Origin of the sequence: Marinobacter metalliresistant (assembly GCF_038098645.1) — a bacterium.
Lineage (GTDB): Bacteria > Pseudomonadota > Gammaproteobacteria > Pseudomonadales > Oleiphilaceae > Marinobacter > Marinobacter metalliresistant.
Map to the genome: position 1 here is coordinate 3586187 of NZ_CP101118.1, position 14614 is coordinate 3600800.

10 protein-coding genes are annotated in these 14614 nt (G+C 56.7%); 4 read left to right on the forward strand and 6 right to left on the reverse strand.

The features are described from left to right. The first annotated feature begins 9 nt into the window (after window positions 1-9). On the forward strand, window positions 10-2316 hold the full coding sequence (gene ptsP, locus NLK58_RS16805; RefSeq protein ID WP_341581361.1) for a phosphoenolpyruvate--protein phosphotransferase: 2307 nt from the start codon (window positions 10-12) through the stop codon (window positions 2314-2316). Window positions 2317-2425: 109 nt separating this feature from the next. Further along, window positions 2426-3667 (forward strand): patatin-like phospholipase family protein, encoded by a 1242-nt coding sequence (locus NLK58_RS16810; protein ID WP_341581362.1) that lies wholly within the window; start codon window positions 2426-2428, stop codon window positions 3665-3667. Window positions 3668-3741: 74 nt separating this feature from the next. Here the strand turns inward: NLK58_RS16810 and hslU are convergent, their stop codons facing one another. The 6 genes from hslU to NLK58_RS16840 form a co-directional block, all read right to left on the reverse strand. Continuing rightward, window positions 3742-5070, reverse strand: coding sequence for an ATP-dependent protease ATPase subunit HslU (gene hslU, locus NLK58_RS16815; RefSeq protein ID WP_341581363.1), 1329 nt, complete (start codon window positions 5068-5070; stop codon window positions 3742-3744). Window positions 5071-5082: 12 nt separating this feature from the next. Next, the gene (gene hslV, locus NLK58_RS16820; RefSeq protein WP_341581364.1) at window positions 5083-5613 is read right to left on the reverse strand and encodes an ATP-dependent protease subunit HslV; all 531 of its coding nucleotides are present in this window, start codon (window positions 5611-5613) and stop codon (window positions 5083-5085) included. Between the two features lie 271 nt (window positions 5614-5884). Continuing rightward, window positions 5885-6529, reverse strand: a complete 645-nt coding sequence (locus NLK58_RS16825; RefSeq protein ID WP_341581365.1) for an SPOR domain-containing protein — start codon at window positions 6527-6529, stop codon at window positions 5885-5887. Window positions 6530-6535: 6 nt separating this feature from the next. Further along, window positions 6536-8221, reverse strand: coding sequence for an arginine--tRNA ligase (argS, locus tag NLK58_RS16830; protein WP_341581366.1), 1686 nt, complete (start codon window positions 8219-8221; stop codon window positions 6536-6538). Between the two features lie 145 nt (window positions 8222-8366). Further along, the gene (locus NLK58_RS16835; RefSeq protein ID WP_341581367.1) at window positions 8367-10259 is read right to left on the reverse strand and encodes an Ig-like domain-containing protein; all 1893 of its coding nucleotides are present in this window, start codon (window positions 10257-10259) and stop codon (window positions 8367-8369) included. A gap of 197 nt (window positions 10260-10456) precedes the next feature. Then, on the reverse strand, window positions 10457-12631 hold the full coding sequence (locus NLK58_RS16840) for a primosomal protein N' (protein WP_341581368.1): 2175 nt from the start codon (window positions 12629-12631) through the stop codon (window positions 10457-10459). Window positions 12632-12895: 264 nt separating this feature from the next. Between NLK58_RS16840 and rpmE the strand changes: the two genes are divergently transcribed. After that, window positions 12896-13117, forward strand: coding sequence for a 50S ribosomal protein L31 (gene rpmE / locus NLK58_RS16845; RefSeq protein ID WP_117619543.1), 222 nt, complete (start codon window positions 12896-12898; stop codon window positions 13115-13117). 215 nt (window positions 13118-13332) lie between these two features. Beyond that, entirely contained in the window at window positions 13333-14598 is a 1266-nt protein-coding gene (locus tag NLK58_RS16850; protein WP_117619544.1) for a malic enzyme-like NAD(P)-binding protein, read from the forward strand. Window positions 14599-14614 lie beyond the last annotated feature (16 nt).

Sequence of the window (14614 nt, forward strand, 5' to 3'; positions counted from 1 at the left end):
GACACCGCCATGCTGAGCATTCTGCGAAGTCTAGTACAAGAGGTAAACAGCGCCCGCGATTTGCAGGAGGCGCTGGATATCATCGTATCGCGGGTGCAGAAGGCCATGGGAACGGAAGTCTGTTCCGTCTACCTGCTCGATCCCGCTACCAACCGCTATATCCTGATGGCCACCGAAGGCCTCTATCGGAAAGCAGTGGGGCAGGTGAGTCTCGCGTATTCCGAGGGCCTTGTCGGTCTGGTGGGCGCCCGTGAAGAACCCATCAACCTGGAAGATGCGCCGTCCCATCCACGCTATCGCTACTTCCCGGAAACCGGGGAGGAGCGATTCCGCTCCTTCCTGGGCGTCCCGATCATTCACCATCGCCGTGTCCTTGGCGTACTCGTTGTTCAGCAGCGGGAAAGCTCCCGGTGTTTCGACGAGGGTGAAGAAGCTTTCCTGGTAACCGTATCGGCACAGCTGGCGGGTGTTATTGCCCACAGTGAAGCGACCGGGGCTATCAGTGGTCTGTCCCTGACCGGAGAAGAGGCTCACGATGTCAGCTTCAGTGGCGTCCCCGGCGCTCCGGGTGTGGCGATCGGGAGTGGCGTTGTGGTTTACCCGTCCGCCGATCTGGATGTGGTTCCTGAAAAGCCCACCGACGACATTGACCAGGAACTGGAGCTGTTCCGGGCTTCGGTGAAGGCGGTCCGGGAAGATATCGAACGCGTAGCCAAACGGCTCGCCTCGCAGTTGCGTCCGGAAGAGCAGGCGTTGTTCGATGTCTACCTGAGAATGCTGGGCGACGATGCCATGCCCGGTGAGGTCGCAAACAAGATCCGGGAAGGGATCTGGGCCCAGGGTGCTCTGAAGCAGGTGGTCCAGCAGTACATCCGCCACTTCGAGATGATGGACGACCACTACCTCCAGGAGCGCGCTGTTGATATCCGGGATCTGGGCCGCCGTCTGCTGTCCCATCTCCAGGAGGGTGAGCAGAAACATCTGAATTATCCGGAACGTACTGTTCTGGTGAGCGAGGAGCTTACGCCCGCCATGCTGGGTGAGGTGCCCAAGGGGCAGCTGGTAGGTCTGGTGTCGGTGAAGGGCTCCAGCAACTCACATGTGGCGATTCTTGCCCGTGCCATGGGTGTGCCCACGGTAATGGGGCTGGTGGATATTCCCGTTAACCAGCTCGATGGCAAGGACCTGATTGTTGACGGTTTTGAGGGCCAGATATTCGCGTCACCGTCTGCGGATCTTCGCTCGTATTACCAGGCGATCTGTGAGGAAGAAGATGAACTGATCCGGGGCCTGGAAGTGCTCAAGGACAAGCCCTGTGAAACCACCGATCATCACCGGGTTTCGCTGCTGGTAAACACCGGGCTGATGACCGATGTCGTTCGCTCGCTGTCCCACGGTGCCGAGGGCATTGGTCTGTACCGGACGGAAGTCCCCTTCATGGTCAAGGACCAGTTCCCCTCCGAGCAGGAGCAACGCGAATATTACCGGGAGCAGCTCGAGGCCTTTGCGCCCAGTCCGGTCACCATGCGCACGCTGGATATCGGCGGCGACAAGGCGTTGACCTACTTCCCGATCCACGAGGAAAACCCGTTCCTGGGCTGGCGCGGCATCCGGGTAACCCTGGACCATCCGGAGATTTTCCTGGTTCAGGTGCGGGCAATGCTCAAGGCCAGCGAGGGCCTGAACAACCTGCAGATCATGCTGCCGATGATCTCCAATATCTCGGAGGTGGAGGAATCCCTGCACCTGATCTACCGGGTGTATCACGAGGTCCGGGAAGAGGGCTACGACATTCACATGCCGAAAGTCGGCGTGATGGTCGAGATTCCCGCAGCGGTCTACCAGATCCGCGAGCTGGCCGACCGGGTGGATTTCCTGTCGGTGGGTTCCAACGATCTGACGCAGTACCTGCTGGCGGTGGATCGCAACAACCCGAGGGTTGCCCAGCTCTATCATTCCTACCACCCGGCAGTGCTTCAGGCACTGGTCCGGATTGCCCAGGATGCCCATTCGGTCGGGAAGCCGGTGGGCATTTGCGGGGAACTGGCCGGCGATCCCGGTGGCGCGTTGCTCCTCATGGCCATGGGGTATGATTCCCTGTCCATGAACGCGGCCAGCTTACCAAAGGTCAAATCGGTCATTCGGAGTATCAGCCGGGAGTGGGCCGTCCAGTTGCTGGAAGATGTGTTGCTGCTGGATTCTCCGCACGTCATCAAGAGCTGTGTGGATCTGGCTCTCCGAAACGCCGGTTTTGGCCGCTACCTGAGGCCCGGCAAGTCAAGCGCCATGGCGGTTTCGGAGGCGGCCGTTTCCTGACTCGGCGAATATAGGGTGTGTACTCTAAAGCGGGTTGTTACCTTGGTATCTGCAGTATCCGGTGGTTCAGAACACGGAATCGCACTTTTTGTCCGGAAAAGGAAAGGCTATGAAGGCACCAACTGATCTTAAATCCGCTCCCCGCATCGGGCTTGCCCTGGGCGGTGGTGGTCCTTTGGGCGGAATATACGAGATCGGAGCATTGCGTGCCCTGGACGAAGTGCTGGACGGCCTCGACTTCAACAATATCGATGTTTATGTCGGGGTAAATGCCGGTTCTTTTGTGGCGGCGAATCTGGCAAACCAGATGACCACCGCACAGCTGTGCCGGATTTTCGTGCGCAATGAGGCCGAGGTTCACCCCTTTCACCCGGAAGTCTTCTATCGGCCGGCATTCCGGGAAATCGGCAGTCGGTTGCTGGCGGTGCCGGGGCTGGTTTCAACCGCGGTGCGCCGGTTTGTCAATAACCCCTACGATCAGAGCCTGCTGGAAGCCATGACCATACTGGCGCAGGCAGCTCCAGCGGGACTGTTTGATAACGAAGGTCTGCATGACTATCTCAAGCGTGCCTTTACCATGCTGGGGCGGACCAACGATTTCCGCCAGCTGAAGCGTAGCCTCTACATAGTGGCAGCCGATGTCGAGAGTACGGAGGCAGTCTGTTTTGGTGCCCCGGGCTTTGACCACGTGCCCATTTCAAAGGCGATTCAGGCAAGCACCTCGTCGCCGGGCCTGTATGTGCCCGTGAATATTGATGGCCGCTATTACGTGGACGGCACCCTGCGCAAGGGGTTGCACGCCTCCGTTGCCTTCGAAGATGGCGCGGATCTCGTATTCGCCGTGAATCCCCAGGTGCCCATTGATGCCAGCGCTGCGGTCCGTGCCGGGTCCATGAAGCCAGGTGAGCTGACCCGGTCCGGTATGCCGAACCTGCTGTCCCAGATGTTCCGGACCATCGTCTACTCACGGATGCAGTCCGGTATTGCCCAGTACGCCCGGGACTACCCGGACAAGGACATTCTGCTGTTCGAACCAACCCGCGACGACGCCAAGCTGTTCTTCTCCAATGTGTTCAGTTTCCAGTCCCGGCGCATGGTCTGCGAACATGCCTACCAGATGACCCGGCGGGATCTCCTGAACCGCGCAGACCAGTTGGAGCCCAAGCTGGCGAAATACGGCATCAAACTGCGGCGGGATCGCCTGGAAGACGAACAGCGCACGATCAGTACCAGCCTTTACGGGGAAATGCTGCCCCTGTATGTGGCCAAGGGCAGAAAGAAAAGGGCAGACAAGGGGAAGCTGGCAACCGGCCTCGAGAATGTCACCCACCTCTTTTCGAAAGCAGAGTAAGCCGGGGTCAGATGAAATTGGGGTCAGATGAAATTTTCATCTGACCCCAATTTCATCTGACCCCAATTTTACGTTTAGAGGATAAACCGGCTCAGATCCTCGTCTTCTGCCAGCTCTCCAAGTTTTTCATCCACATACTCGGACGTGACCTCAAAGCCATCGGTAACCTCGTCGCCGGCATCGAAGGACAGGGTCTCGAGCAACCGTTCAAGTACGGTATGAAGCCGCCGGGCACCAATGTTTTCGGTGCTTTCGTTAACCTTCCAGGCAACCTCCGCGATACGGGCGATGGCGTCTTCGCGGAAAGTCAGTTTTACGCCTTCGGTTAACATCAGCGCCTCATACTGCTGAACCAGGGACGCATCCGGTTCGGTCAGAATGCGCTTGAAGTCCTCTGGGGTGAGTGCCTGCAGCTCCACCCGGATTGGCAGGCGGCCCTGGAGTTCCGGAATGAGGTCCGAAGGCTTGGACAGGTGGAACGCCCCGGAGGCGATAAACAGGATGTGGTCGGTGCGTACCGCACCGTACTTGGTGCTTACCGTGCTGCCTTCGATCAGCGGTAACAGATCACGCTGAACGCCTTCGCGGGATACATCGGATGAGGTGTTTTCCGAGCGCTTGGCGACCTTGTCGATTTCATCAATGAACACGATTCCGTTCTGTTCCACTGCCTGGATGGCCTTCTGCTTGATCTCTTCCTCGTTGACAAGCTTGGCGGCCTCTTCCTCCTTGACCCGCTTCAGGGCATCCGAAACCTTCATCTTGCGGGTCTTGCGCTTGTCGGAGGAGAGATTGGAAAACATGCTTTGCAGCTGATTGGTCATCTCCTCCATGCCCGGAGGCGCCATGATTTCCACGCCGGCACCGGAGTTGCGCAGGTCGATTTCAATTTCCTTGTCGTCCAGCTCGCCTTCCCGGAGCTTTTTCCGGAACAGCTGGCGGGTGGATGAGTCTGAGCTGCGCTGGCTGTCTTCGCCGAAATCCCTGGGTGGCGGAATGAGTGCATCCAGAATCCGGTCTTCCGCCGCATCGAGTGCCTGGCTTTCATGGCGCTTCATCTCGGCTTCACGCAGCATTTTTACGGCCATGTCCGCCAGATCCCGGATAATGGATTCGACATCGCGGCCAACATAACCCACCTCGGTGAACTTGGTGGCTTCCACTTTCAGGAACGGAGCATCGGCCAGCCTGGCCAGACGCCGGGCAATCTCGGTTTTACCGACACCGGTGGGGCCAATCATCAGAATGTTCTTCGGTGTGATCTCGTCACGCAGGCTGCTGTCCAGCTGCATCCGGCGCCAGCGATTTCTCAGGGCGATGGCTACCGCCCGCTTGGCTTCTTGCTGGCCCACGATGTGTTTGTTGAGTTCGTGGACAATCTCACGGGGAGTCATTGCAGGCATGGTTGCTCCGGATCAGTCGTTTTTGGAGAGCACTTCAAGGGTGCGATTGTGATTGGTGTAGATGCAAATGTCAGCGGCGATATCCAGGCCCTTCTCGACAATCTCGTGGGCGGAAAGATCGGTGTTCTCGAGCAGAGCCCGGGCCGAGGCCTGGGCAAAAGGACCGCCTGAGCCAATGGCAATCAGACCCTGTTCCGGCTCAATGACATCGCCGTTGCCGGTAATAATCAGCGAGGCGGTCTTGTCAGCCACGGCCAGCAAGGCTTCCAGCCGGCGCAGCGCCCTGTCCATTCGCCAGTCTTTCGCCAGTTCCACGGCGGCCCTGGTGAGGTTGCCCTGGTGTTTCTCCAGCTGGGCCTCGAATCGTTCAAACAGGGTGAAGGCATCGGCCGTGCCACCGGCAAACCCGGCGATCACCTGGCCGTTATATAGGCGGCGAACCTTTCGGGCATTGCCTTTCATTACGGTGTTGCCCAGGGAAACCTGGCCGTCGCCACCCATGGCAACTTCGTCATCGCGCCTGACGGAGAGAATGGTAGTCATTTGGGCTCCAATTGCCTGATTGAACTTGGTATCCGCAAGTTATGGAGGCTTCTGACTGGAATTCAAGAGCGCTCTGGTTTGGGAGAAGGCCCGGGTTGGGTTTTTGCTTTCCAAAACACGCTCCTTGCGGCACATCCATGTGACGCTTGGGCTCCGCCATCCATGGCTCCGCACAGTTTTGTAAAGCAAAAACCCAATCCGGGCCCAGACTCTTCCACAAGGCCTCGCTTTAAAGGCGCTTCCACCAAAACTAAGGACCAGAAAACGAAGATCAACCTTCCTTGGGAATCTTCCGGACCAAAGGCTGGATGCTGAGGGAAACCAGCTTGTCGATCGCAGAGTTCATCTGGCTGCGGGATGTGAACGGCCCCACGTTGACTCGGTACCAGATGGAACCATTGTCCAGATTAATCCGCTGGATACTCGCTCGCAGGCCCTGGAAGGCAATCTGGGCCCGCTGACGTTCAGCGTCTTCCTTGTTGCGGAACGAGCCTGACTGCACCAGGTAGTCGAAGTCCTGTTGGGTTGGGCCAGGAGTGTACTCGTCAACTTTGGGGGGTACGACCTCGGATTCCGGCAGCATGTCATAAAAGCGGAATGCCGGTTTCTGGTCTTCCTGGCGGGCTGTTTCCGCTGGCTTTTTGGCTGCTTGTTGGGCCGGTTTTTTAGTCGCTGGCTGAACGTTGCCGCCTGGACCGGGCGGCAGGGAGTTCAGGTAGACAATAAAACCGATGAACCCGCCGACGGCCGCCAGAGACAAAATCCACTTCAGCGACAACCCCCCGCGCTGCGAGCGGGCAGTGGCTGCCGGTTTTGGCCGGGTAGCCTTCGCCTTGGCCTGTTTCACAGGTTTGCGGCGCACAGTGGCTGAAGCCTTGGTTGATGACCTGTCTTTACGGGCGTAATCTCGGGACATTGGGTTTTACATCTCTTCCGGGGCGCTGACGCCCAGCAGGTCCAGGCCGTTTTCGATAACCTGCCTGATTGCAAGGTAAAGACTGACACGGGCATCGCGGGTGGCTGTGTCTTCGATTAACACCTTGTGAGCGTTGTAGTATGTGTGGAACTGCCCTGCGAGTTCTCGCAGGTAGTGGGTCAGGTGATGCGGCTCACGCTGGGCAGCGGAGTTGATAATCAGCTCGGGGTACTTTGCCAACTGGTTGGCGAGTTCTTTTTCCTCGTCCAGAGTCAGCAGTTCCAAATCCCCTACACATTCGTTCCGACCGCGCTCCACACCTTCCTCCGCCAGTTTACGAAGCACGCTGCAGATGCGCGCATGGGCATACTGAATGTAGTACACCGGGTTTTCATTGGTCTGAGAGCGGGCAAGATCGATATCGAAGGTCAGTTGGGAGTCGACGCGCCGGGCGGCCAGGAAGAACCGGGTGGCGTCGCGGCCAACTTCATCGATCAGGTCCCGGACGGTGACATAGCTGCCGGCCCGTTTGGAGATTTTTACCTCCTGGCCGGAGCGGGTGACCATGACCATCTGGTGCAGAACATAGTCTGGCCAGCCTTCAGGGATTCCGGCGTTCAGCGCCTGCAAGCCGGCACGAACGCGGGTAACGGTAGAATGGTGATCGGCACCCTGTTCGTTGATAACGGTGGTAAAGCCCCGCTGCCATTTGTCGAAGTGATAGGCCACATCCGGCAGGAAGTAGGTGTAGCCGCCGTCCTTCTTGCGCATGACGCGGTCTTTGTCATCGCCGAACTCGGTGGTTTTCAGCCACATGGCACCATCCTGCTCGTAGGTGTAGCCATTTTCCTGCAGGCGTTTGACCGTGGCTTCAACCTTGCCGTCCTCGTACAGGGAGGATTCCAGGAAATAGACATCGAACTGAACGCCGAAGGCTTTCAGATCCAGGTCCTGCTCCCGGCGCAGGTAGGCGACGGCGAATTCGCGGATGGCGTCGCGGTCTTCCGGGTCCGCCTTGGCGGTCACTTCCCGATCGTCTGCAGTAACGGTGTCGCCGGCAAGGTAGGCCTTGGCAACATCAACAATGTAATCGCCCCGGTAGCCGTCCGCCGGCCAGCTCTCGTCGTCCGGCGTCAGGCCTTTTACCCGCGACTGAACTGAGAGTGCCAGGTTATCAATCTGCGCCCCGGCGTCGTTGTAGTAGAACTCCCGGGTCACATCGTAGCCGTTTGCTTCCAGCAGCCGGCAAAGGCAGTCACCGATCGCCGCGCCACGGCCGTGACCAACGTGAAGGGGGCCTGTGGGATTGGCCGAAACAAACTCCACCTGAACTTTTTCGCCCTGGCCCTGGTTGTTGCGGCCGAAACGATCGCCTTCATCCAATATGGTGTTGACCACTTCAAAAGCACTGGCCGTGCTCATGAAGAAGTTGATGAAACCGGGCCCGGCAATCTCCACTTTCTCCACTGCTATGCTCTGCGCCAGCTTCTCGATAAGCGCCTCTGCCAGTTTGCGAGGCGGGCAACCGGCAGCTTTTGAGGCAACCAGGGCAATGTTGCAGGCATAGTCGCCGTGGGACTTGTCCTTGGTATTGCCCACCTGTGGAGTGAAGGACTGGTCCGCAGGCAGAGTGCCATCGGCTTGGAGTGCTGCCAGTGCAGACTGGAGCAGATCGGAAACGGTCTCTTTCATGCTGTCAGATGACTCGGTTTACAGGAGAATTGGATTCGGGGCAGGAAGCCCACTGAAAACAGAAGGCAGGTATTATCGCGGAAAGGTATCAGAGACTCAAACACATAAAGATGGAGGGTAACCCTCCATCTTTATGTGGTCTTTGTTAATTGGGGTTGGCGCAAGATGAAGCTGTTCCGTAAGGACTGTTGCCCCCGCCTGGGGGCGAAGAAGCCTCTAGGTCCTCTGCAGTGCAGCTGAGAGTAAAGCGTCGCTTCGCTTGTGATTCAGTTCCTTGAACGCTTGTCGTCGCGACAAGATCAACTTCTATCCAAGAGCATTCGCTTTTTAAATAAGTTAAATCGAAGGTGACTGTGCCATCTGGGCCAGTTGTCAGGCTCAGAGGTACTGTTGCTGAAGGGTCTGGTTCTAGTGTTCCATTCCCATTTTCATCAACATCAGCTTCATCAAGTATGCCATTGTTGTTAATGTCTTCCGAGGCACAGCCATCGGCGACCGAATATGATGCGACCCAAGGGGCGTTCTCACTTGGCTTTACGTAGGCACCCTTGAAATAGCGAACAGGGACGACGCTGACCTGCACTGACCGGTTGGTGGAGGCGTTGCCGTTTGCATCGGTAACAATTGCAGTCCACGGCTGCTTGTATAGGGTTAGCCCGGACTCAACGATCTCGTTTCCAGTGCCAATGTTTATCCTCAGGGCCTGCCCTCCCACGGTTAACGAAAGGCTCTCCGATATTGCCGTGTTCGGGACTGTGGCGGAGACTGTTATGCCATCCAGGGAGCTGGAAACCGAGCTCGATGTATAGGTTATCTGGGTCTGCCCTTGGCTATTTGTTTCGCCTGATCCCGCGGAGAGAGAGCCGCCCGTTACGTCGTCTAAGGCGAAATTTACCGTAGCGTTCTTGACGAGATTGTTATTTGCGTCACGCACTGTAGCCAGAATTACTGCAGACTCATTTTGGCCGATTTGGGTCTTGTCAGCTTGAAGATTTAGCTGTGTAGGCGTTGTGGAAACAAACTCAAAGGTTCGCTGTGCTGAAGGACCGTTTGCCGTGTTGCTGCGCGCGGTGACTGATGCCGGGCCGACGTTAGTTGAGGAAATTTCGACTGTGGCGGTGCCTCCAATTGTTGTCACTGTGGCTGTGCTGGAACCGCTCTGAGTGAACACTCCTCGAGTTGTCTCGAAAACTACGCTTGAACCATCAGCAACGGCCTCCCCGTTGGAAAGCCACTCTACTTCCAGGCTTTGCGTGGCATTCAGCTCAATTTCAGTATCTGGAACCGGAGTAGTAAAGCTGAATTGATCTGGTGAGATGGTGACCACTCTTTCAGCGGATACAAGACTCGCTCCACCATAAGCTGTGACGGTAATTGATTCTGAGCCTCCCGACTGAGCAACTAGGTCGAACTTTACAGTTCCATCAAGTGCGGTTGCAAAGCTCGCAACATTTGAAATTTGATTTCCGAGTTCGGTTGATACTTCAATCGATTCTCCGACAATGGGATCGTTATCCGCATCTACGAGGCGAGCAACGTAAGTAGCCGATGCGCCGGCAACGATGGAAGAGGGTCCCGTTATTGAAATCGAAGTTCCAGTAGCAGAGATCGATGTTGTTCTCGATACGTCGCCGGCAGTCACGGTTACGTTAATTGTCCGATTCCTTGGATCGCCGCCAGCGGAAACCTGAGCTGACGCTTGGCCATTAGCACCGGTTACCTCGGTTTGGACCAAGACAGTGCCGTTGTTATCTGCGGCAAAGCCAACGTTGATGTCCGACATTACTCGACCATCAGTATCCTTTACTATTGCAGTAATCGATGAACTGTCTGATCCGTCGGTAGCGATCTGAGGTGATTCATTAATCAATTGAATCGTGCCCACGGCGGCCGTTTCGGTGACATCGCCTGATTCGCCTGTGCCACCACTATTTCCACCTACACCTGATAGGGAGCCCGATCCACTATCTCCTCCGCACGCAACAAGTACGAGGGTCAGCAGCAGAGCTGTAACTCGTACAAATAGTTTCCCTGACATTATTTTTTCTCCAGTTTCCGTTTACAGCGAAAGCTTTTATGCTCGTTCCTAAATAAGGACGGCAAGCTCAGGTATTTTCACAAGATTGGTACTTAGTTTGCTGAAAATCATAGCACAGGATCTTGCCGTGCAATGATGATTAGTATTCATTTATGAAAAACTTTGTAACCTGCAGGAGCATACACAACTACTGATGGTTAGCCCGTCTCCTGCGGATCAACATCAATCATCCATTTCACCCCCGCAGGCAGCTTTATCTGGTCCAGCTCCTGACAAATTCCTGTCAGCAAACTGTTCAGCTTTTTCCGGTTGCGGGCGTTGAGGATGAGTTGTGCCCGGTGCTTGTCGGCGCGTCGGGCAATCATGGCGGGCAGGGGGCCCCAAGTTTCGATGCCTGTGGTATTGGTAAGGGGCTTTATCGTATCCAGCACCTGCAGGCTCTTTTCCATGGTGTCGGCCTCAGCCCTGAAGATGGCCATGGCGCGGAATGGCGGGAATTGTCCTTCTTCCCGTTCTCTGAGAAGTTGATCGGCGATATCGAGATACTGGCCTTCGCAGAGCGTCTTCAGTAACGGGTGGTCACTGTGGCAGGTTTGCACCAGAACTTTGCCGGGTTTTGTGCCGCGGCCGGCACGGCCGCTGACCTGCAGAAGGGTCTGAATCAGTTGTTCGGGTGCCCGGAAGTCCACGCTGAACAGTCCGCCGTCGGCGTTGACCACCACTACGAGGGTAACGTTGGGGAAGTCGTGTCCCTTGGCCAGCATCTGGGTGCCGACGAGCACGCACGGCTTTCCGCTGTTCACCTGCTTCAGAATGCCTTGGATGCTGCCTTTGCGCTGTGTGCTGTCGCGATCCACTCGCACAACCGGCGTGTCCGGGAAAGCGTTGGCGAGAATATCTTCTGTTCTTTCTGTGCCGTGTCCAACAGGTTTGAAGGCCTCGCTTTGGCACTTCGGGCAGTGTTCTGTAGCTGCCGTCTGGTAGTCGCAGTGGTGGCATCGCATTGCCCGGTCCCGGCGGTGGTAGGTCAGCCGCGTGTCGCAACGGGGGCACTCAACCATGTGGCCGCAGTCGAAGCACATCATGACCGGGGCAAATCCACGTCGATTGACAAAGACCAGTGCCTGCTCACCTCTGGCCAGGGTTTGCTCGATGGCATTCAGGGCGGGCCGTGACAAGCCGCCTTCCAGTGGGCGGCTTCGGATATCCAGCAGACTGATGACCGGTGGTGCCGCGTTGCCGGCACGTTCTTCGAGTTTAACCAGGTGGTATTTGGCCTGCTCGGCGTTGTGCACGGATTCCAGTGATGGAGTCGCTGATCCGAGGATGACGGGGCAGTTGTTCAGGTGGGCTCGATAGACGGCCAGGTCGCGGCCGGAATACCGGAAACCTTCGCCCTGTTTGTATGAGCTGTCGTGTTCCTCGTCGACGATGATGGTGCGCAGGTTGGTGAAGGGCAGTAAAACAGCCGATCGGGTGCCTACCAGGATAACCGGTTCACCGTTGCGGACTTTCAGCCAGGTTGTAAGGCGCTCACCGTCGTTAAGGGCTGAGTGCCATACTACAATCCGGCTGCCGAAGTAGTGTTGGAATCGGGCAACCGTTTGCGGCGTAAGATTGATCTCCGGAACCAGTACCAGGGCCTGATCCTGGGCGCCGAGGTGTTGTTTCAGATAGTGCAGGTAGATCTCGGTTTTTCCGCTGCCGGTGATGCCGTATAAGAGAAAGGCACCAAACCCTTCGCCCGGAGCAGCCAGCCCTTCTGCGGCTGAAGCCTGGGCCATGGACAATTCCGGTCTGCGAGCAAGAAGCTCAGGGTCCTCACCGCCTGAATTCGGCCGGGGCGGCGAAACGGCCTCAATCAGTTGCTTCTCGCGCAGTGCGTTGAGCTGTGCCCGGGCGAAACCAGCCTGCAGAATATCCTTTGTCGGGGCACCCCTGGAGTGCTGGCTTAGCCAATCGATAAGTGCCTTCTGTTTATGGGCATTTGCAGGAAGTGTTGCTGCGTCGTCGAGTGCACGCCACCACTGTTCCGTTTTTTCTTCGGCGATTCGCCCTCGTCTGAGAGCCGGGGGCAGGGCAGTGAACAGGCATTCGCCCAAGGGGTGTTGATAGTAGTCGCTCGCCCAGCTGAGAAGTTTGAACGTTTCTTGCGGTAATGCGGGCCAGTCCTCCATAACCGATGACAGCGGCTTGAGCTTTATTCCCGGTGGCGGCTCAACGCCCACTTCCACAACGAGACCCGTTGCCTGCTGCCGGCCAAAGGGGATTCGCACTCTCTGACCCGGCGTCAATTCAAGGTCTTCTGGAACAATGTAATCAAAGAGTCGACGCAGAGGACGATTCAGGGCGATGCGTGCAATCAATGGCACTGAGTGCTCCACTGGATGACGGGTTTCACGGTTTTTCCTTATCCTGTTTCAGTCGGCGGCCTGCCGCGAAATCTCTGATGGGCGGGTCCGGAAATCAGGGCGGCGCTTGCCTGATGCGGTAATTGCAAGTAAGATTCGCGGTCTGTTTCCGGCAGGGCATGATTGTGCCCCGTCTTCTCAATTGATTCAAACATGCGGTGCCTGGCGCCTGGGTAGTTCAGATGCCCCGTGATCAGGTAGCGGCATGACCTAACGAGGTTCGCCATGAAAGAAGGTATCCACCCCAAGTACGAAGAGATTGCCGTTACCTGTTCCTGCGGTAACACCTTCAAGACACGTTCTACCTACACGAACGATCTGCAGCTGGATGTGTGTTCACAGTGTCACCCATTCTACACTGGCAAGCAGAAAGTCATGGACACCGGTGGTCGTATCGACCGTTTCCAGAAGCGTTTCGGCGGCCGTATCGGTGGCAAGAAAGACTGATTGCTGCGGATTCGAGAAGGCGCCTCCGGGCGCTTTTTTTTGATCTGTAATGCGGTACGTAGCCGGCAAATACATACGCAGTTAGCCCTATTGACTGTTCACAAAATGTTCGCGTGCCACTTGTCGTTTTCGGTCTGGCGGGCCATAATGGCGCGCTCCGCTGGGCAAGCTCCGGCGGTTTATTACCTTTAAACGTGACAAACGGAACAGTGGCAATGTCTCAAGATCTGAAAGAAGCAGCCCTTGAATATCACGCCAAGCCGCGGCCTGGTAAGCTGAGTGTTGAAATCACAAAGCCAACCCGGACTTCCCGCGACCTTTCCCTGGCGTATAGCCCCGGGGTTGCCGAGCCGGTCCGAGAGATCGCAAAGGACCCGGAGAATGCATACAAGTACACCGCCAAGGGCAACCTGGTGGCTGTCATCTCTGATGGGACCGCGATTCTTGGCCTGGGCAACCTGGGTCCGCTGGCAAGCAAGCCGGTTATGGAAGGCAAGGGCGTACTGTTCAAGCGCTTTGCCGGAATTGATGTCTTCGACATCGAAGTCAATTCCGAGAGCCCGCAGGCGTTTATTGAAACGGTCGAGCGTATTGCCGATACCTTCGGTGGGATCAACCTTGAAGACATCAAAGCGCCGGAGTGCTTTGAGATTGAGCGCGCTCTGATCGAAAAATGCAACGTGCCCGTCTTTCATGATGACCAGCACGGTACTGCCATCGTCACTGCAGCCGGCATGATAAATGCCCTCGAACTGCAGGGCAAAAAGATTGAAGAGGCGAAGGTGGTTTGTCTGGGCGCCGGCGCGGCTGCCATCGCGTGTATGAAGCTGCTGATCAGCTGCGGTATTCGCTCTGAGAACATCTTCATGCTCGACCGTAAGGGTGTGATCCACTCTGGTCGTGATGATCTGAACCAGTACAAGGCGATGTTTGCCAATGAGACTGACAAGCGCACGCTGGATGACGCTATCGACGGTGCCGATGTGTTCCTTGGCCTTTCCGGTCCGGACCTGCTAACCGGCGATCAGCTCAAGAAAATGGCTCCGAACCCGATCGTATTCGCATGCTCCAATCCGGACCCGGAAATTAACCCGGAAGTTGCCCGGGCAGTTCGCAATGATCTGATCATGGCGACCGGCCGTTCCGATTACCCGAACCAGGTCAACAACGTGTTGGGCTTCCCGTTCATCTTCCGTGGAGCGCTGGACGTTCGCGCCACGGTGATCAATGAAGAGATGAAAGTGGCCGCCGTAAACGCAATTCGCGAGCTGGCCAAGGAGCCGGTGCCGCAGGAGATCTGTGAGGCTTACGGTGTTGAAAGCTTCGAGTTCGGTAAGGAGTATATTATTCCCAAGCCGATGGATGTCCGCTTGCTTGAGGTGGTGCCGGCGGCGGTTGCCCGGGCTGCTGTGGATTCCGGGGTTGCCCGTAACCCGTACCCTGCGCATTACCCGCTCAAGTCCATGGACGACATCATCTGATACGTTGTTCAGGGCA